Annotated in this window: 16 protein-coding genes; 11 read left to right on the top strand and 5 right to left on the bottom strand. The window is 70.2% G+C overall.

Annotated features, from left to right (window positions below; translation table 11 throughout):
• Positions 1–109: 109 nt before the first annotated feature.
• Positions 110–607, bottom strand: a complete 498-nt coding sequence (locus tag LGI35_RS04315) for a GNAT family N-acetyltransferase (RefSeq protein ID WP_227292562.1) — start codon at positions 605–607, stop codon at positions 110–112.
• Positions 608–733: 126 nt separating this feature from the next.
• Positions 734–1,633, bottom strand: a complete 900-nt coding sequence (locus tag LGI35_RS04320; RefSeq protein ID WP_227292563.1) for a bifunctional helix-turn-helix transcriptional regulator/GNAT family N-acetyltransferase — start codon at positions 1,631–1,633, stop codon at positions 734–736.
• Between the two features lie 207 nt (positions 1,634–1,840).
• Here LGI35_RS04320 and LGI35_RS04325 point away from each other — a divergent pair, with 207 nt between their 5' ends.
• A complete protein-coding gene (locus LGI35_RS04325; RefSeq protein WP_227292564.1) occupies positions 1,841–2,473 on the top strand; it encodes a maleylpyruvate isomerase family mycothiol-dependent enzyme in 633 nt (210 codons plus the stop codon).
• Positions 2,474–2,501: 28 nt separating this feature from the next.
• Here LGI35_RS04325 and LGI35_RS04330 read toward each other — a convergent pair whose 3' ends face one another.
• Complete coding sequence (locus tag LGI35_RS04330) at positions 2,502–3,359, bottom strand: AraC family transcriptional regulator (protein ID WP_227292565.1); 858 nt, start codon at positions 3,357–3,359, stop codon at positions 2,502–2,504.
• A gap of 157 nt (positions 3,360–3,516) precedes the next feature.
• Between LGI35_RS04330 and LGI35_RS04335 the strand changes: the two genes are divergently transcribed.
• The 9 genes from LGI35_RS04335 (at position 3,517) to LGI35_RS04375 (ending at position 15,250) form a co-directional block, all read left to right on the top strand.
• A complete protein-coding gene (locus LGI35_RS04335; RefSeq protein WP_227292566.1) occupies positions 3,517–4,350 on the top strand; it encodes a phytanoyl-CoA dioxygenase family protein in 834 nt (277 codons plus the stop codon).
• A 246-nt stretch (positions 4,351–4,596) separates the two neighbouring features.
• Positions 4,597–5,652, top strand: a complete 1,056-nt coding sequence (locus LGI35_RS04340) for a LacI family DNA-binding transcriptional regulator (RefSeq protein ID WP_227292567.1) — start codon at positions 4,597–4,599, stop codon at positions 5,650–5,652.
• A 155-nt stretch (positions 5,653–5,807) separates the two neighbouring features.
• Positions 5,808–7,049, top strand: coding sequence for an extracellular solute-binding protein (locus tag LGI35_RS04345; protein WP_227292568.1), 1,242 nt, complete (start codon positions 5,808–5,810; stop codon positions 7,047–7,049).
• A 4-nt stretch (positions 7,050–7,053) separates the two neighbouring features.
• A complete protein-coding gene (locus tag LGI35_RS04350; RefSeq protein ID WP_227292569.1) occupies positions 7,054–8,040 on the top strand; it encodes a carbohydrate ABC transporter permease in 987 nt (328 codons plus the stop codon).
• Positions 8,037–8,924, top strand: coding sequence for a carbohydrate ABC transporter permease (locus tag LGI35_RS04355; RefSeq protein WP_227292570.1), 888 nt, complete (start codon positions 8,037–8,039; stop codon positions 8,922–8,924). The genes LGI35_RS04350 and LGI35_RS04355 overlap by 4 nt, the downstream gene beginning before the upstream one ends.
• A gap of 100 nt (positions 8,925–9,024) precedes the next feature.
• On the top strand, positions 9,025–9,825 hold the full coding sequence (locus tag LGI35_RS04360) for a fibronectin type III domain-containing protein (protein WP_227292571.1): 801 nt from the start codon (positions 9,025–9,027) through the stop codon (positions 9,823–9,825).
• Positions 9,826–9,855: 30 nt separating this feature from the next.
• Complete coding sequence (locus LGI35_RS04365; protein WP_227292572.1) at positions 9,856–11,244, top strand: glucoamylase family protein; 1,389 nt, start codon at positions 9,856–9,858, stop codon at positions 11,242–11,244.
• Entirely contained in the window at positions 11,241–12,698 is a 1,458-nt protein-coding gene (locus LGI35_RS04370) for a sulfatase family protein (protein WP_227292573.1), read from the top strand. Before LGI35_RS04365 ends, LGI35_RS04370 begins: the two co-directional genes overlap by 4 nt.
• Positions 12,695–15,250, top strand: a complete 2,556-nt coding sequence (locus LGI35_RS04375) for a beta-galactosidase (protein WP_227292574.1) — start codon at positions 12,695–12,697, stop codon at positions 15,248–15,250. Before LGI35_RS04370 ends, LGI35_RS04375 begins: the two co-directional genes overlap by 4 nt.
• Before the next feature lie 77 nt (positions 15,251–15,327).
• On the opposite strand, the gene LGI35_RS04380 is transcribed toward LGI35_RS04375, so the two are convergent.
• Complete coding sequence (locus LGI35_RS04380; RefSeq protein ID WP_227292575.1) at positions 15,328–16,911, bottom strand: alpha-amylase family glycosyl hydrolase; 1,584 nt, start codon at positions 16,909–16,911, stop codon at positions 15,328–15,330.
• Positions 16,908–17,759 carry an endonuclease/exonuclease/phosphatase family protein gene (locus LGI35_RS04385; RefSeq protein WP_227292576.1) on the bottom strand — a complete coding sequence of 284 codons (852 nt, stop codon included), beginning with the start codon at positions 17,757–17,759 and terminating at the stop codon, positions 16,908–16,910. The genes LGI35_RS04380 and LGI35_RS04385 overlap by 4 nt, the downstream gene beginning before the upstream one ends.
• Before the next feature lie 106 nt (positions 17,760–17,865).
• Between LGI35_RS04385 and LGI35_RS04390 the strand changes: the two genes are divergently transcribed.
• Positions 17,866–20,022, top strand: a complete 2,157-nt coding sequence (locus LGI35_RS04390) for a glycoside hydrolase family 3 N-terminal domain-containing protein (RefSeq protein ID WP_227292577.1) — start codon at positions 17,866–17,868, stop codon at positions 20,020–20,022.

Below are 20,022 nucleotides of genomic sequence, written 5' to 3' on the forward strand. Positions count from 1 at the left end.
GTCGGGGCCGGGCAATGGCTCGCCCCGTACGCGGCTGTCCGGTTCCCTCGCCGGCCTCCCTGAAGCAGTCCCCCCGAGCGATCCGGACCGCTTTGGACCATCAGGTCGGTCAAGTGGCGGGCGGCAGAGACAGCCACTCCTGCCAGGTGATGTCCCGGCCCAGACAGCGGGGCTTCCGGAAGGGCCAGTCGGTGGCGATCCACTCGGGCACGAGCGCGTCGAGCGCGCGCTCCGCCTCGCTGCCTACGAGATCGTCCACCACCCACCAGGAGATCTCGCCGTCGGAGCCGGTGCGCTCGGGCGGGTCGATGTAGACGCAGCCGAGGACCGCCGTCTCTTCTTCGTCCAGCAGCGCGTAGTTGAAGGACTGGTGCGCGGCTATCTCTTTCTCGTGGCGCAACAGATCGACGCGGTCCTCTTCGTAGGTCATCGTCTCGTTCGGCCATGCCCAGGCCGGACCGAAGATCTCCCACAGCCGCTTCTGGGAGCCCATCACAGCCGGGTAGTCGATTGCGGTGTCCGCCTCGCGGATCGGCCGCAGGTGCAGTGCGGTAAAGGGCACAGGCACATGGACGGGGTGGACGAAGTCATCCGGGAGCCAGCTCATGGGAGCGAGGCTACAACCGGCAGACGCCCGGTTGGCCCAGACGTCGCAGTTGCTCGCGCGCACCAGGCGCTTTCCACTTCCGGCACGCAATCCGTCAGCCCGCCGGCTGCCGGCTCGCCGGAGCCCTCAACCCGATCGCGGTGTGCTGATCCGCTTCTCGAACCAGTGGTGGGCGTACGGCTCGTCGTTGAAGGCGGCGACCTCCTGGAAGCCGCAGGCGTGGTACAGGCCGATCGCGACGGTGAGCGCCTTGTTGGTGTCCAGGCGCAGTACCTCGCAGCCGTGCCGGGCGGCGCTCGCCTCCAACTCGGCCAGGAACCGGCGGCCGAGACCGAGGCCCCGGGTGCGGGGATCGACCCACATGCGCTTGATCTCGGCCGGGGCGCCCGCCGGAAGCTTCAGACCTGCACAGCCGACAGGCTCGCCGTGCAGCCGGGCGACCAGGAACAGGCCGTGCGGCGGCCGGAGTTCGCCCGCGTCGGGCAGCAGGCTCCGCGCGGGGTCGAATCCGCTCTCGAAGCGTTCCCGCATTTCGGCGAAGTAGGACCGCAGGCAGTGCTGGGCGTCCGGGCGGTCCGGGTCGACCACGTCCAGCGTGACCGTCCCGGCCGTCAGCAGCCGGTCGACCTCAGCCATGGCCGCGACCAGCCGGGCGCGCTGGTCGGTGTTGAGCGGCTCCAGGAGAGAGCCGGCCAGTTCGTCGCTGCGCCGGTCGAGCACGGCGAACTCCGCGCGGCCCGCATCGGTCAGACGTACGGTCCGCACCCGCCTGTCCTGGGGCTGTGGCTCCACCGTCACCAGGCCGTCCGTCTCCAAGGAGCGCAGCAGCCGGCTGACGTACCCGGAGTCGAGCCCGAGGCGCGCGCGCAGCCACCGTACGTCTCGGCCCTGTACGCCGATCTCCCAGAGCAACCGCGCCTCGGCTACGGGCCGGTCGAGGCCCAGGTAGTGGTCGTGCAGCACGCCCACACGTTCAGTGACCGTGCGGTTGAACCGCCGCACCGCGTCGACCTGCGTCCCGTCCATACCTCTGACTTTAGTCAGAGAATAGCCGCCGGGACAGCACCTGCGAGCAGAGGGGGACGGGACACACCGCAGGGGCGTTCGTCGCGGAACGGATGCCCTGCACGCCGGACGATGAGTTCCCGCTGTCCCGGAAGTCCTAGCTGCAGACGCTGGGCCGATGAACGAACCTCGGGCCGATGAAAACGCCGGGCCGATGAAGGAGAAGCCGTGACGGACGATGTCTGGGCAATCGTGCACGCCGAGCGTGCGGCGCTGATCGACGACCTCGCGCGCTCGCACCTCGCGGACGATCAGTGGCTGAAGCCGTCGCTCTGTGACGGATGGACCGTGCACGACGTGCTCGCCCATCTGGTCGACACGGCCCGCACAACGCGCCTCGGCTTCGTGAAGGATCTGGCCCTCGCACGGTTCGACTTCGATCGTCAGAACGCCCGTGGCGTGGAACGCGAACGCCGGAGCACACCGCAGGAGACCCTGGAGCGGTTCCGTCAGGTGGCATCGCGCACATCGACTCCTCCGGCGCCCCTCGACAGCCGGCTCGTCGAGGAGATCGTCCACGGCGAGGACATCCGCCGACCTCTCGGCCTCACCCGTACCTACCCCGCGCAGGCCGTCGTCAGGTCACTCCGCCTGCAGACACGCACCCCGGGGTCCTTCGGCGGCGCCAAGGAGCTGGTGACACGCATTCAACTCATGGCGACGGACGCCGACTTGACGATCGGATCCGGGCCAGAGGTCAAGGGGCCTGCGCTTTCCCTCCTGCTCGCCGTGATGGGGCGCCGGGTGGGACTCGACGATCTCCACGGCCCCGGAGTCGTCACGCTGGCGGAAGGTGCCTGACCCTCTCGTCGGGAAGCCAGCACTCGGCTCACCTGGGCAGATGCGCCGCCCGGTACTCGCTGGGCCGCATGTGTTGAAGCTCCAGGAAGCGGCGGTTGAAGTTGGAGAGGTTCTGATATCCGCTGCGGGTCGCCACCTCCGTGACCGGCAACTCGGTCGTCGCCAGCAGTCGGCAAGCGGTCTCCGTGCGGAGCTGATTGACGTAGTCGGTGAGGGTGCGGCCCATGGTGCGGCGGAAGAAGCGGCTGAACGAGGTCGGTGCCATGTGTGCGATCGCGGCGATCTCGGCGAGCTCGATCGGTCGGGTGTGGGCCCGCTGGAGGTGGCGGCATACGTCGTCGACGCGGCGGCGCGCCTCGGTGTCGGGAGCGGGTGCGTACCCCGGTCTCGTCAGCGGGGCGGCGTCGTCGGCCTGGTGGGCGAGGCGGCCCAGGACGTCGAGCAGGGCGACCGTGGCCGCCGCGCTGTCGTGCCGTTCCGGCAGGCCGGTGAGCCGCGCGCGCACGGCGTCGGAGGTCCGGGTGAACAGGAGGCCGCGGGCGGATCGCTCCAGCAGCGCGCTCACGGCGCGGAACTGCGGCAGCGCGAAGAAGTCCGGGCCCAGGAAGTCGTAGCGGAATTGGGCGACGGCTGCCTCGGCGACGCCGTCGGGGTGCGGCCGGGCGACGAAGGTGTGGGGCACGTCGGGGCCGATCAGCATCAGGTCCCCGGGCGCGTACGGCCCGACGGTGGTACCCACGTAGCGCGTGCCCGATCCCTCGGTCATCAGTACCAGTTCGTACTCGGCGTGATAGTGCCAGCCGAAGCCGAAGGCGCTCTCACGCCGGATGAAGCTCTTGAAGGTGGTGTCCTCGGGGAGACTCCATTGTTCGTGGCGCGGTTTCACGGCGTGCAGGCTAACGCAGGCGGGCCCGCGCTTACGGGGCAACTGAGTACCGGAACGGGGCATCGGCGGCGTAGCCCCCGCGAGCCTCCGCTGCGACGGTGGAGACCCGCCTCCCGCAGAACCAGCGCCACGCCGACACAGCGAGGAGAAGTCCGCCATGACCGTTACGGCGACGTCGCCGATCCCGGAACTCGACCGCCCCTACGACGGCCTACCGTCGAACGCCGTGGCGGACTTCGACCGGGACGGGTTCGCGCATCTGCGGAACGTGCTCACGCCCGAGACGATCGCCGCGTACGAGCCGACGATCACCTCGGAGGTGATCCGGCTCAACACCCAGGACCTGCCGCTGGCGGAGCGTGACACCTACGGCAAGGCGTTCCTTCAGGTGACGAACCTGTGGGAGCACAACGAGAAGGTGAAGGAGTTGGTGTTCTCCCGGCGTCTCGCGCGGATCGCCGCCGAGCTGCTCGGCGTGCACGCGGTGCGGCTCTACCACGACCAGGCGCTGTACAAGGAGCCGAACGGCGGCATCACGCCCTGGCACGCCGACCAGTACTACTGGCCGCTGTCCTCCGACCGCTGCCTGACCGTCTGGCTGCCGCTGCAGGAAACCCCCATGGAGATGGGCCCGCTCGCCTTCGCCCGCGGCAGCCACCACTTCGCGTACGGCCGCGACCTGCCCATCTCCGACGAGTCCGAGGCCCGTCTCAAGCAGGCCGTCAGCGAGCAGGACTTCGAGGACGTCGTGGAGCCGTTCGCGCTCGGCGACGCGAGCTTTCACCGGGGGTGGACCTTCCACCACGCGGGGCCCAACCACGCCGCCGTCCCGCGCCGCGTCATGACGGTGATCTACATGGACGCCGACATCCGCGTCGCCGAGCCCACGAACGACCACCAGGCCGCGGACCGCGGCTGGATGCCCGGGACCGCGATCGGCCAGGTCCCGGACACTCGGCTCAACCCCGTGCTCTTCGACGCGCGCCACTGACGCCACCGCACCCACAGGCACCCTGGCCGGCGGCCGTCGCCACCGGCCAGCCACCATCTACCGTCCCTACCGCCACCGTCACCAGACCAGTACCAGCACCAGCACCAGCACCAGCACCAGCACCAGCACCTGGTATGTTGCCCCGGCACCCGGCCCGACCGTAGGCTGAATGCGCTTTCAGCAACGACAGCGGGCAGCCGGGCACACCACAGAGTGCCGGGCGAAGGGGCGAGGCGAGACAGCAAGATGACCACTCCCACGGTGTACGACGTAGCCGAACAGGCGGGCGTCTCCATCGCGACCGTGTCGCGTGTCTACCGCAGCCCCGACGCGGTCCGGGCGGCGACCCGCGACAAGGTCCTGGCCGCGGCGCGCGAACTCGGCTATGTGCCGAGCGGCAGCGCCCGCGGGCTCGCCAGCCGCGCGACGGGTGTGCTGGGGCTCTGCTTCCCCGACTTCCACGACACCGAGGCGGAGCACGCGCCGGGCGCCGAGGACGCCGAGCTGGTCCTCTACTCGGACCAGGTCATCCGCGGCATGGAACGCGCGGCGCGGCGCCAGGGCTACGCGCTGCTGATCTCGGCCGCGCACGCCGACCAAGCCGGCCGGCAACTCGCCGAGGTGGCGGGGCGCGTGGACGGTCTGGCCGTGCTCGCGCAGTCGCTGACCGAAGAGGATCTCGACGTCGTGGGGCGTCGGCAGCCCGTCGTCCTGCTGGCCGGGGAGCGGCACACCGGCTACGACCATGCCGAAGTGGCCAACTTCGACGGCCAGTTGGAGCTGACGCGGCATCTGATCGTCGACCACGGGCTGCGCCGTCTCGCCTTCGCCGGCGGACCGGCCGACTCACCTGACGGCGAGGCGCGCTTCCGCGGTTTCCAGGCCGCCCATCTGGAGGCCGGGCTGCCGTTGCCGAAAGCGCCCGACACCAGAGGTGACCTCACCCAGGCCGCGGGCCGCAAGGCCGCGCTGGAGCTCCTCGACCGGGACGAGACCCTGCCTGACGGCCTGGTGTTCGCCAACGACCAGATGGCGGTGGGCGCGCTGCACGCCCTGGAGGCGCGGGGTGTCGCCGTCCCGGACGACATCGCCGTGACCGGCTTCGACGGGATCCCCCTGAGTCGTCTGGTGCGGCCGACGCTGACGACCGTACGGCAGCCGACCGGGCTCCTGGGCGAGGTGGCCGTGGAACTGCTGATCGCCCGGCTCCATCAGCGCGACCGGGCGGCCGAGGTACGCGTGCTGCCGGTGACGGTGACGCGCAGGGCAAGTTGCGGATGCGCGGAGGAAGGCCCGGTTTGAGCGGGGCGTAACCGCCTTTCGCCGGCTACGCGTTCGCGGATTTCCGCACGTTTACGGAAGCGTTACCTCCAGACCCCTTGAGTCGCTCCGTCTCGTACTACAAGGTCATGTATGCGCTTACGTACAGCGCATACATGAATGTGTTGGAGGGCCCCATGACACGCACCAAGTCCGTCAGCGTCGCCGCGACCGTGGTGGTGACGGCGCTCGCCCTGACCTCCTGCGGAAGCAGCGGGGGCGAGCGGGTGGCAGCGGACAAGAAGCAAACGCTCACGGTGTGGGCCATGGGCGAGGAGGGCACCCGCCTCAAGGCGGTCACCGACGAGTTCACCAAGCAGCACCCGAACATCACCGTCAAGGTGACCCCGGTGGGCTGGGACGTCGTGCACCAGAAGCTGGTGTCCGCCATCGCCGCCAAGAAGACGCCGGACATGGCACAGATGGGCTCCACGATGATGGGCGAGTTCATCGCCCTGGACGCCCTGGAGCCGGTGGACACCAAGACGTTCAAGAAGTCCGACTTCTTCCCCGCCACCTGGGACAGCAACGTCAAGGACGGCACCGCGTACGGCGTTCCCTGGTACGCCGACACCCGCGCGCTCTACTACCGCACCGACCTCGCCGAGAAGGCCGGCGTCGACAAGGCCCCCACCACGTGGAAGGACCAGCAGGCCCTCGCCGCCGCCTACCAGAAGGCGGGCGCCGAGTGGGGCACGGACCTGCAGCCCAGCAGCACCGGCGCCTGGCAGAGCTGGGTGCAGTACCTGTACTCGGCCGGCGGCGAACTGATCGGCAAGGACGGCAAGCCGGCCCTCGACTCCCCCGCGGCGATACGGGCGTTCACCCAGTGGGCCAGCTACTTCAAGAAGGGGCTGGCCAAGAAGACCTTCACGCCCGGATACGACGTCACCAAGGACTTCGGCTCCGGCAAGCGGCCGATGTTCCAGTCCGGCCCGTGGATGGTCGCGAACATCGACGACCAGCAGCCGCAGATCAAGGGCAAGTACAAGGTCGTGCCCGTCCCGGCGGACAAGACCTCGACCTCCTGGGTCGGCGGCGCGTCCCTCGTCACGTTCAAGAACAGCGCGCACAAGGCGGCGGCCGAGGAGCTGACCCAGTACCTCACCACGCCGAAGACGCAGGCCAAGTGGTACGAGGCGGACAAGGCGCTGCCGGCCAACAAGGCCGCCTGGGACGAGCCCGCCCTCAAGGGCGGCGGCGATTCGCTCGCCACCTTCAAGACCTCGCTCGACACGGCGAAGGCGATCCCGCCGCTGGAGAAGTGGAACGAGTTCGCCGCGGCCGTCGAGGGCGCCCTGTCGAAGATCTCGCAGGGCGCGGACCCTGCGGCGACCGCGAAGACGCTGCAGAAGACGGCCGAGGGGCTGGTGGGCTGACCCCATGAGCACCACCACCGCACAGGCCGGTACGCCTGGTGCCGGACAGGACGCAGTGGTGCCGAAGGCCCAGGACGACGGCGCCGGGCCCGACCGGCGCCGCCGGGACCGACTGTCCCGCCACAATCTCGCCGGCTGGCTGTTCTCCACGCCGTTCCTGGTCCTGTTCCTCACCTTCATGGCGTTCCCGATCGTGGCCACGCTCTTGATGAGCTTCACCGACTTCGGTCTGCGCAACGTCACTGATCCGCTGTCGGCGCAGTTCGTGGGCCTGGACAACTACACGAAGCTGTTCCAGGACGACAAGTTCGTCAAGGCGCTCTTCAACACCGGGTACTTCGTGATCCTCGGCGTGCCGCTCACCATCGGCAGCGGCCTGGCCGCCGCCGTGCTGCTCAACTCGGGCATCGACCGGCTGCGCACCTTCTTCCGCGTCGGTTTCTACGCGCCGGTCGTCACCGCCATCGTGGCCGTCGCCGTCATCTGGCGCTTCGTCCTCGACCCCAGTGAGGGCCTGATCGCGGGCCTCGGCCACCAACTCGGCATCCAGACACCGGACTTCCTCGGCTCCGAGACGCTCGCGATGCCCTCACTGATCATGATGGCGGTCTGGCGCAACATGGGCTCGGCGATGGTCCTCTTCCTCGCCGGTCTGCAGGCCATTCCGACGGAGGTGCGGGAGGCGGCACGGATCGACGGCGCGGGGATCTTCCAGGAGTTCCGCAGGATCACGGTGCCGCTGCTGCGGCCCACCATGCTCTACGTCGCCGTCATGACCACGATCGGCTTCCTCAACGTCTTCGAGGAGCCGTTCGTGATGACCGACGGCGGTCCGAACGACAGCACCCTGACGATCTCGCTGCACATGTACCGCGAGGGCTTCGACTTCTTCCACATGGGCTACGCCAGCGCCATGGCGTACGTCCTGTTCGTGATCGTCCTCGCGATCACCACGCTCCAGCTCCGCCTCCTGAAGGACAAGACGTCATGAGCACGACTGAGACCCGGGCCCCGCTCGCGGCCCCGGCGAGCAAGGCGCGGCGGGACCCGGCGGCCAGGGCCCGTCGGACACTCGTCTACGTCCTGCTCACCGCCGGACTGATCGTGACGGTCGCGCCGTTCCTGTGGATGGCACTCTCGTCGTTCAAGACGCAGCGGGAGCTGGGTGCGAGCCCGCCGGTGTGGTGGCCGTCCGAGTGGACCCTGGGCAACTTCCGGGAACTGCTCGACCGGATGGACGTGGGGCAGGCACTCTTCAACTCCCTGCTCGTGGCCGTGTTCGTGACCGTCTGCAATCTGCTGTTCTGCTCGATGCTCGGCTACGCCCTGGCGAAGCTGAACTTCGCCGGGAAGCGGCCGATCTTCGGCATCGTGCTCGGCGCGCTGATGGTGCCCGGCAACCTCATGCTGCTGCCCATGTTCGTGATGATGAGCGCGATGGGGCTGATCGACAGCTACGCCGCACTGATCCTGCCGTTCGCGGCCGGGGCCTTCGGCGTCTTCCTCATGCGGCAGTTCATCCAGGCCATCCCGGACGAGCTGCTCGAGGCGGCGCGGATGGACGGCGCCCGCGAGTGGTACATCTTCTGGCGGATCGTGCTGCCGCTGGTCAAGCCGGCACTGGCGACGCTGTCGATCTTCGTGTTCCTCGGTTCCTGGAACAACTTCCTGTGGCCGCTGGTCGCCACCAACGACCCGGGCAAGTACACGCTCCCGGTCGCACTCGCCACGTTCGCCACGGACCCGACCCAGGCGGACGGTTCCAACGGCGTCCTGATGGCAGGGGCGTTCCTCGTGGTGCTGCCGGTGCTGCTCGTGTTCGTCCTGCTCCAGCGCTTCTTCACCCAGGGCATCGCGACCGCCGGGCTGAAGTAGCCCTTCCCATCGGCCGGTTCCCGCCCCGTGCCACGGGGGCGGGGACCGGTGGACCCGTACGCCAAGAATGTATGCGCATCCATTCGAAAGGCGGACCACCATGCCACCGAGGATCGCCACGCGGCACGCCCCCCACCGGACCTCGCACCCGGCACAGGACGTCACCCTGCCACCGCCCGCCGGACTGCGCGCCGAGGACGGCACCGGCCATGTGCTCCTGACCTGGGAGCCGGTGCCGGGCGCCGATGGTTACGTGGTGCACCGCTCACCGTTCGCAGAGGGCCCTTACACGCCCTTGCCCGGGGGGCCTCTCTCTCACCCTTCGTACGCCGACACCCGGGTGGAGCCCGGCCGGGGCTACTGGTACAAGGTCGCGGCCCGGGCCGACGGCGGCCCCGGCGCGCCGACCCCGACGCCCGTTCCCGGGTGCGCCAAGGCACGGGGTATCGCCCTCGCGACCGTGACCGTCATGGTCGACGCCACCGGTACCGCACCCCCGCTCGTCACCGGCGACGGCGCCCAGGCCCTGGTCCGCGCCGCTGCCAGGCACACGGACGACGGCGCGCACGTGCACGTCGTGGTGTGGAACGCCGCCGCCGACCGCACCGGTACGTCGTCGGGGTCGCCGGCACTCGACCGCACGGCCGTGGTGCGGGTGACCGGCCTCGCCCCGGACACCTCGTACGCAGCCTCACTGCACGGCTCGGACACCGTTGCCACCGACACCGAGAGGGCCTGCGGCGCACGCGGCGACGCCCTGCTCGCGACCCCCGGCACATGCAGCAGCCCACTTCCCCACGAGCCGCTCCCGCCGCTGACGACGACACCGGACGGCACCGCGTCCCTGTCCCTCGACGTCCCGTTGCCTGGCCTGCGTTCGCTCCGCCTGTCCCGTATCTGACCACCCCCCACCTCAAGGGAAAGAAACCGGATGAAACGCCGCACCTTCCTCACCACCGCCGCGGGCGCCTCCACCGCCCTCGCTCTCGGCACCGCCACGACGGCCACCGGCGCCGACACGGACGCCCTGCTGCGCCGCTGGTTCCGCGACACGTACCGCTCCATCGAAGCCCTGACCACGGACTTCGGGCTGGCCGCGGACACCATGGACGTCACCGCGAGCAGACTCACACCGTCCGTCAACACCTCGCCGACCAACATCGGTTGCGGGCTGTGGGCGACGGTCGCGGCCGGCGGACTCGGGGTCATCGACGCCACGACGATGCACCGCCGCCTCGCCCGCACCGTCACCGCCGTCGAGCGGCTGGAGCGCGCCCACGGCTTCTGGTTCAACTGGTACGACGCCTACACCGGCGAGACCCTCACGACCTGGCCGGGAAGCGGCGACCCGGTCGATCCGTTCCTGTCGTCCGTCGACAACGCCTGGCTGGTCACGGGCCTGAGAATCGCAGCCGACGCCGACGCGGAACTGCGCCCCCGCGTGGCGCGACTGCTCGCGGACGCCGACTGGTCGTTCTACTACACGCCGTACGACGCCGCGGACCCGGCGGCGGGCCCCGGCCAACTGCACGGCGGTTACTCCACGGCCACCGACTCCTTCACCTCGCACTGGTACGGAGCGCTCAACACCGAGCCGCGCATGGCCAGTTACCTCGGTATCACCGACGGCTCGCTGCCCGGCGAGCACTACTGGCACACCTTCCGCACCCTGGAGCCGGGCGCCGAGCAGGACCAGCAGCCCGAGGGCGAGTGGGTCACGGTCGACGGTGTGCGGCTGTGGCGCGGGCACTACACATACCGAGGCCGCAAGATCGTCCCCTCCTGGGGCGGGTCGATGTTCGAGGCGCTGATGGTGCCTCTGTTCGTTCCCGAGGCGGCGTGGTCGCCCGGCGCCTGGGGGCTCAACCACCAGCGCTACGTACGCAGTCAGATCGAGCACGGCATGGTCGAGGCGGCGTACGGTTACTGGGGCTTCTCCCCTGCCGACGTCCCGGCGGGCGGCTATGCCACATACGGCGTGGACGCCCTCGGCATGGCGGTCGACGGCTACACGTCCGGGGGCGTGGTCACTCCGCACGCGTCCTTCCTCGCGATGCCGTTCGCACGCGACGAGGCGGTCACCAACCTGCGGCGCATCGCCCAGGACTTCGGGGCGTACGAGGACGGCCTGGGCTTCCGTGACTCGGTCGACGTGAACACGGGCCGGGTCAGCGACCACGTGCTCGCGCTGGACCAGGGCATGATCGCGGCGGCACTCGCCCAAGTGCTCAAGCCGGGGCTGCTGCAGCGCCCGTTCCGCAGCGGAGGGTTCGCGCGGCGCGTGCGGCCGCTGCTGGCGAAGGAGAACTTCGCGATATGACGGACATTGGACACGGACAGGGCCGCCGCCCCGTCCGGCGCCCCAACATCATCCTGATCATGACCGACGACCATGCCGTGCCGGCCATCGGCGCGTACGGCAGTGTCATCAACCGGACCCCGGCGGTGGACCGGCTCGCGGCCGAAGGCATGCGGTTCGACAGCGCCTTTTGTACGAACTCGATCTGCTCGCCCGCCCGTGCGACGCTCCTCACCGGCGCGTACAGCCATGTGCACGGCATGACGACGCTGGAGCAGTCCGGGCAGAAGTTCGACGCACGTCAGCCGTCGTTCCCCGAGATGTTGCAGGCGGCGGGCTACCAGACGGCGATCGTCGGCAAGTGGCATCTGGGGCACGGTGGCGTCAGCGACCCGTGCGGCTTCGACCACTGGGAGATCCTGCCGGAGCACGGCCAGTACCACGACCCCACCTTCCTGACCGCCGACGGTGAGCATGAGTACAGCGGCTACGTCACCGACATCATCACCGACCTGGCCCTGAACTGGCTGGACCGGCGGGATCCGGAGCGGCCGTTCGCGCTGCTGATCCAGCACAAGGCGCCGCACCGCGCCTTCGAGCCGGCCGAGCGTCATCGTCATCTGTACGAGCACGAGGAGATTCCGGCTCCGGCCACGCTTCACGACGACTACGCGAACCGGGCGGGCGCGGCGGCCGAGGCGCGGATGCGGATGTCGGATCTGCTGCCGTCGGACCTCAAGGTGCCGGTGCCCGAGGGGCTTTCGGAGCGGGAGGAGCGGGAGTGGCGCTATCAGCGCTACATCAAGGAGTACCTGCGGGTGATCGCGGGGCTCGACGAGAACGTGGGCCGTGTCCTGCACTATCTCGATGTCGGCGGGCTGACCGACGACACCGTGGTCGCGTACACCTCCGACCACGGTTTCTATCTGGGTGAACACGGCTGGTTCGACAAGCGGTTCATGTATGAGCCGTCGCTGCGGATCCCGTTGGTCGTACGCTGGCCGGGGGTGGTGGAGGCGGGGTCGTCGTGCGACGAGCTGGTGGCGAACGTCGACTATGCGCAGACGATCCTCGACCTGGCCGACGTGCCGGCGCACGAGCGGATGCAGGGCAGGAGTCTGCGGCCGCTGCTGCGGGGTGAGCGGCCGGACGACTGGCGTGACGCGGTCTACTACCGCTACTTCGAGCATCTGGACGTGTGCCACGGCGTGCAGGCCAACTACGGGATCCGTACCCGGACGCACAAGCTGATCCATTACCCGGGCCACGGTTCGGGGCAGGTGGGGGCGTCGCCGCAGATCCGCGCGCCTCAGTGGGAGCTGTTCGATCTGGAACGGGATCCCGACGAGTTGCACAACCGGTACGACGACCCCGAGTACGCGCAGGTCGTCGAGGACCTCACAGCGCGGCTCACCGCGCTGCAACTGCACTACCTGGACACACCGGAGCACGTGAGCACCGAGGAGCCGCGATGACTCAGCAGTCCGAGCCGGTCACCACCACCGCCTCCGCTCCGCGGCGCAGAACCGTCCTGGGCGGCCTGGGCGCGGGGGTGGCCCTGGCGGCGGTCTCCGGGTCGCTGAACTCCGCGGCGGCGACCGGTGAGACGTCGTCGTCGAGCGACGACTCCCCCGCCTCCGTCACCTGTCGCGACAAACAGATCCTCATCGACGGTGAACCGGCCGTGGTCCTCGCCGGTGAGATCCACTACTTCCGCCTCAAGCGCGCCGACTGGCAGTCGCGGCTCGACAGGGCGAAGGAAGCCGGGCTCAACGCCATCGCCACGTACATCCCGTGGATGTGGCACGAGACGGCGGACGGCTCGATCGACGTCACCGGCCGGACGAGGCCCGAGCGGGACCTGGGCGCGTTTCTCGATCTGTGCCGGGACAACGGTTTCCATGTCATCGCCAGGCCAGGACCGTTCACCATGGCCGAGCTCAAGGGCGAGGGCGTCCCGCAGCGGGTGCGCACGGACCATCCGGAGGTCGTGCCGACGGGCTGGAACGGCGACAAGGCCACCACGGCCGCCGTCGACTACCTGGCCCCCGCGTACCTCGAGGAGGCCAGGCGCTGGTACGACGCGGTGATGCCGGTCATCGCCGAGCGTCTGCACCGCAGGGGCAGGCCCGGCGTGATCGCCTGCCAGCTCGACAACGAGATCGGCATGCTGCCCTGGGTGAGCAACGGGCCCATCCTGACCGATCGTTGTCTGCGGGACTTCAACGCCTGGCTGGACACGACGTACGGGAAGGGTCTGGCCGAGCGCTATCCGTTCGCGGGTGGCAGCGCCGGTGAACGCGACGCCGCGATCCGGGCCCCGAAAGACGGCTACGCATCCGCCCTCATGCACGACCTGGGGACGTACATGCGCGGCGTCATCGCCGACTACGCGGCACGGCTGCGCGCGTACGCGGAGGCGGGCGGGGTCCGCGGCATCCCGTTCCTGATCAACATCCATGGCACGGGCGGCGGGAGCGCGGAGAACTTCCCGATCGGTGTCAGCCAGTTGATGGAGTCCTACGCGGGCAAGCCCGGGATGATCTCCGGCGCGGACTTCTACCTCGGCGATCTGACCCTCGGCAACGTGACGGACCTGTATCTGGTCAATGCCTTCATGGACGCGGTCAATGATGGTGATCAGCCGTTGACGGCCCTGGAGTTCGATGCCGGGCACGCCGACTACGGGGACGACCTGAGCAATGAGACAGGGCGTGGGGCGGTCGGGCTCAAGACGCGGCTCTGTGTCGCCCAGGGCGCGAAGATGATCAACTACTACCTGTTCGCGGGGGGCTTCAACCCGAAGCTCGACAAGCCGGTCGGCGACGGCAACGACCGCATCGGCATCACCGGCGAACGTCATGGCTTCGCCGCGCCCGTCGACCCCGAGGGCAGGCGCGGCGTGAGCTTCGCCCCCACCAAGGAGACGGCGCAGGCCGTCCGCGGGCTTGCCGCGGCGCTGGCGCCGATGAGGGCGGAGTACGACGACGTGGTGCTCGGCTTCGTGCCCGACCACTACCTCACCGAGTACCGGCCGCCGGACAGCGACGCCGTGCAGGCCGTGGTCGACGACGTGACGGGCACTCGCGGCTTCGGCCCGCGTGGCGCACTCTCGCGGGCCATGCTGCTCGGCGGCTTCCGGTACCGGAGCGTCGATCTGCAGGCCGGGGACCTGGATCCGGCGAAGCAGCCGGTTCTCGCGCTGGCCACGGGGCAGTACCTGGCACGCGTGGTGCAGGAGCGACTTGTGCGGTACCTGCGGGCGGGCGGACGGCTGCTGTTGTCGGGTCAGGTGCCGGGCAAGGACATGACGGGCGCGTCCTGCACGGTGCTGCGGGACGCGCTGGGCCTGACGCCGGGCAAGACCCTCACGGACGCGAACCAGTTCTGGCTGTCCGCGACCGCGCACGGGTGGGCGGCGCCGCGGGCCGAGATCCGGGTCCCCAAGGCCCAGTTGTGCTCGGCGAGCCGGGGCGAGACGGTGCTGCGCGAGGTGTCCACGGGCGACGGCTGCGGCTTCGACATTCCTGTGGGCAAGGGGCGGGCGGTCGTGATCACTACGGCGTACCGCTGCGACCTCGACTTCTGGCTCAGTGCGTTCAAGGTCCTGGGCGCGGCGCCGGCGATCACCCACAGCTCGACCGACGCGGGCGTGTTCATGCTCACCACGAAGGACGAGCACGGCGGCCGTCTGCTGCACGCCTTCAACGTCACTTCCGGCTACGCCGAGTCGTGCACGGTCGCCGAGAGGGGCAAGGCGCTGTTCGGCGGTGAGCGGCTGTACCTGGCGGGGGCGAGCGCGGCGATGCTGCCGCTCGGCCTGGCGGCGGGCGGTCTGCACATCGCGTACGCGACCGCCGAGATCACCGGCATCGCCGACGGCAGGGTCACCTTCCGCTCTCTCGGCGACGAGGCGGTCGTGGCTGTCGATGGCCGGGCGCGGTGCGAGGGCGCCAAGTCCTCGTACGAGGGTGGGCGCACGATCCTGCGGGTACGACGTCGGGAGTTCACGGTCCGCGAGGGCTGACGCCGTCGACGCACGAGGGCCGCACCGCCGGACGGCGGTGCGGCCCCTGTGGTGTGGGTCACCGGTCGAAGGTCGGGCTACAGCTCGAAGATGCCGTAGCCGAAGCCGTCGGCGCTGATCCTGCCCCCGCTCACCGTGACCCCGGAGGTCACCACCGGGGTGGCGGTGTCCTTCGGTGCGGCCGTGTCCGCGTGTTCGCCGCGCGGGTTGACGACGACGAGGTAGCGGCCGCCGCGGACGTAGGCCAGTGGGTAGCCGTCGTGCAGGACCTCGGTGCTGCCCGCGGGGCCGAGGTCCGGGGTGGCGCTGCGCAGTGCGATGAGGCGGCGGACCAGGTTCAGCAGGGAGTCGGGGTCGGCCTGCTGGGCGGCGACCGTGGGCCGGTTCGCGTCGGGGTCGACGGGCAGGTAGAGCCGGTCGGCCGGGGCGGTGGAGAAGCCCGCGTTGGGCGTGTCGTCCCATTGCATGGGGGTGCGTGAGCCGGCCCGGTTGTAGCGGGGGCCGAGGCGGCTGCCCTCGTGGTCGGGCAGGCCGGGGACGTAGCGCATGCCGATCTCGTCGCCGTAGTAGATCGCGGGCAGCGTGGGCCAGGTGAGCTGGAACGCGAAGGCGGCGGGCAGCTGCTCGGCGGTGCGCGGACCGCAGGCCAGGCGGGAGAAGTCGTGGTTGGCGGTGGGCAGGGCGATGAAACCGGCGTCGCCGATGGCGTCGCGGGCCGCGCTCCAGCCATCGAGGAAGGTCCGCGCGGAGCCTTCGCCCGACGCGTCGAAGTACGGGGTCTGCGGCGTCCAGGGCTCGCTGACCGTGCCGGCGAAGTTGTTCCACAGGGAGCGCAGGTACAGGCCGTCGTTCTGGGAGCCGAACTGGAGGAAGAAGTCGGCGTGGAAGCCGGCCGGGACGGAGACCGCCGGGTCGCCCCACTCGGACAGGAGTGCCGCGTGCGGGTGGCTGTCGTCGAGCCAGCCGCGCAGCTCGCGCCAGAGTTTGGCGGTTTCGACGTGGCCCGGGTCGTCCTTGACCAGGGATGCGGCCATGTCGACACGGAAGCCGGAGAGGCCGAGGGAGAGCCAGTGGTCCATGATGTCGCGCAGGGCGCGGCGGTTGGCTCGGGGTCCTTCGGCGTCGACGGGCAGGCGCCAGGGCTCGTCCGCGTTTGTGCGGGCGTGGCCGAAGTTGAGGGCGGGCTGCGACTCGAAGAAGTTGGGCTGGTAGAAGCCGGGGCGGGTGCCGGGCGAGGCGACGAAGCCGGGGGGCGCCGTTTCGGTGTCGGCCCAGATGTAGCGCTGGTCGGCGGGGTCGTCCGCCGATGCCTTGAACCAGGCGTGTTCGTCGGAGGTGTGGCCCGCGACCAGGTCGAGCAGCACGCGGATGCCGCGGCTCCGGGCGGCGTCGACGAGGTTGGCCAAGTCGTCGTTGGTGCCGTAGCGCGGGGCGACGGTGAGGTAGTCACTGACGTCGTAGCCCGCGTCGCGGAACGGCGAGGCGAAGCACGGGTTGAACCAGACGGTGTTCACGCCGAGCCAGGCCAGGTGGTCCAGCTTGGCCTCGGCACCGGCGAAGTCGCCGATGCCGTCGCCGTCGGAGTCGGCGAAGGACTGCGGGTAGATCTGGTAGAGGACGGCGTCGGCGAGCCATTCGGTGGCGGGGCGGCGAGGGGTCATGGGGTGGGGTCCTCCGAGGACGGTCGGGGTGCGGTGTGCAGGACAGCCTCGATCGGCAGGTGGTCGCTGGGGAAGCGGCCGCCGGGCGCGAAGGTGTTGGCGTGTGCCGAGCGGACCCGGACGCCGTGTGAGACGAGAATCCAGTCGATGCGCTCGCCGTCGGGGACCGGGGGCCGGTAGTCGTGGAAGGTGCCCAGGTCCGGGCCGCGTTCCTCGGCCGCGTCCCAGGTGTCCACGAGCGCCGCGTCGGCGAGCAGGCGGGTGTAGGGCGGACTGTTCGGTCCCGCCGGGGTGTTGAAGTCGCCGGTGACGATGGCCTGGACGTCCGGCGCGAGAGTACTCAGCCGCTCGGCGAGCAGGGCCGCGGACCGTTCCCGGGCGTGGGCGCTCGCATGGTCGAAGTGGGTGTTGGCGGCGTACAGCTCTCCGCCCGTGGCCAGGTCGCGGAAGTGGACCCAGGTGACCATGCGGGGGCAGCCGCCGCCCCAAGTGTTGGAGGCCGGGACGTCCGGTGTGCCGGAGAGCCAGAAGTGACCGTGTGTCAGGGGTACCAGGCGCCGACGGTCGTAGAAGATGGCCATGAACTCGCCGTCGTCACCGCCCTCCCGGCCCTCGCCGATCCAGCCGTAGTCTCCACCGTACTCGCCCAAGGCGGCCTCGACATCGCGCACTTGGTGCCGCAGGCCCTCCTGGGTGCCGATGAGGTGGGGACGCGCACGACACAGCAGGTCGGCGACCGTCTGTCTGCGCTCGGGCCAGGTGTGGGGCGGGTTGTCCCAGTGGACCTGCAGGTTGAAACTCATGACGTGCAGTCCGTCCCGGGCCGTCGGAATCCCGAGGTCGGCCATCAGAAACCTCCACCCACTTGTATGCGCTTCCTGAATGCGCTTACATGACTGGCGCACACGTTAACTTCGCATGGGCGATGCGGCAATAGAGCGGTGAGGGGCTCGCATGCTTCGACGGTATGAGGACCAGGTCAAGGTACTTCTCGACCAGATGACGACCGCCGAGAAGCTGGGGCAGCTGCAGCAGCTGACCTGGACCGGTGACACAGGGCCCGGCGGCGGCCAGACCGCGCACATCGAGGCCGCGGCGCGCGCCGGCCTGCTCGGCTCGGTGCTCAACATCCACGGCGCGGCGCACACCAACGCGCTGCAGCGGATGGCCGTCGAGGAGTCCCGGCTCGGCATCCCGCTGCTGTTCGGCCTGGACGTCATCCACGGCTTCTGGACCACGTTCCCGATCCCGCTGGCCCAGGCGGCGTCCTTCGACCCGGAGGTGGCCCGCCGGGACGCCGAGGTGTCCGCGGCGGAGACCCGCTCCAACGGTGTGCGCTGGACGTTCTCACCGATGATGGACGTCACCCACGAGCCGCGCTGGGGCCGCATCGCGGAGGGCTGCGGCGAGGATCCGTACGTCAACGCCGCCTTCGCGGTGGCCAAGGTCCGCGGCTACCAAGGCGCGGACGACGGCAGCGAGTTGACGGACGCGGAGCGCATCGCCGCGTGTGCCAAGCACTTCGTCGCGTACGGCGGGGCGGAGGGCGGCCGCGACTACAACACGGTCGATGTCTCCGAGCAGCGGCTGCGCAACCACTACCTGCCGCCCTTCAAGGCCGCCGTGGACGCGGGCGCGGCCACCGTGATGGCCGCGTTCAACACGGTGGCGGGCGTGCCGGCGCACGGCAATCCGCACACCATGAACACGATCCTCAAGGAGGAGTGGGGTTTCGACGGCTTCGTCGTCAGTGACTACACGGGTGTCGAGGAACTGATCGCGCACGGCTTCGCCGAGGACGGCGCCGACGCGGCTCGCCTCGCCTTCAACGCCGGGCTCGACATGGAGATGGTCTCCACCAACGTGACCGAGCACGGCGAGCGGCTCGTGGCCGACGGCCTGATCGGCGAGTCCCGCCTCGACGACGCGGTCACGCGCATCCTGCGCCTCAAGTTCGCCCTCGGACTGTTCGACCAGCCGTACACCGACGAGGCCGCCGAGATCGCCGGCCCGACGCCGGCCGCGCGGGAGGCGGCGCGAGCCGCGGGCGCCCGGTCGATGGTGCTGCTCAAGAACGACGACGGTGTTCTCCCCCTGGAGCGCACCACGCCCTCGATCGCGGTGGTCGGCCCGCTCGCGAACTCCACTGACCTGCACGGCACGTGGGCCGGTCCCGGCGGCTTCCACCTCCCGTCCGTGAGCATCCTGGACGCGGTGCGCGCCGCGGCGCCCGGCGCCCGCGTCTCCCACGCCGATGACGACATCGCGGCCGCGGTCGCCGCGGCGCAGGAGGCCGAGGTCACCGTCGTCGTGGTCGGCGAACCCCCCGCGCTCAGCGGCGAGGCGGCCGTGCGCAGCGACATCTCACTGCCCTGCGGGCAGGAGGAGCTGATCGCCGCCGTCGCCGCGACCGGCAAGCCGTACGCCGTGGTGCTCCTGAACGGCAGGCCCCTGACGATCGGCGGCTGGCTGGACACCGCGCCGTCGGTCCTCGAGGCGTGGCACCCGGGCATCGAGGCGGGGCACGCCGTGGCGGACGTGCTGTTCGGCACGGTCAACCCCGGCGGCAAGCTGCCCGTGTCCTTCCCGCGGGCCGTGGGCCAGATCCCGGTCTACTACAACCACGAGAACACCGGCCGCCCCGCCCATGCCCCCGGCGCCGACCCGAAGTTCGTCTCGAAGTACCTGGACCTGGACGAGACTCCGCAGCTCCCGTTCGGATACGGCCTGAGCTACACGACGTTCACCACCGGCGCCCCGGAGCTGGGGCGCGAAGCGATCACCCGCGACGAGCTGGCGGCGGGCGAGACGCTCGAGGTCACGGTGACGGTCACCAACACCGGCGACCGCGTCGGCGACGAGGTCGTCCAGCTCTACATCCACGACGTCGCGGCGAGCATCGCCCAGCCGGTACGCCGGCTGCGCGGCTTCGAGCGGGTGACGCTGGAGCCGGGCGAGAGCACCACGGTCCGCTTCCGGCTCGGCGCCGAGGACCTCGGCTTCTGGACGAACGACCCGGCGGGGACGTACCTCCTGGAGCGCGGCCGCGTCGACGTGTACGCGGGGACGAGTTCGACGGCGCAGGCCCGCGGCACCCTGACAGTTCTCTGA

The sequence above is a fragment of the Streptomyces longhuiensis genome (assembly GCF_020616555.1).
In the GTDB taxonomy this organism is placed as follows: domain Bacteria; phylum Actinomycetota; class Actinomycetes; order Streptomycetales; family Streptomycetaceae; genus Streptomyces; species Streptomyces longhuiensis.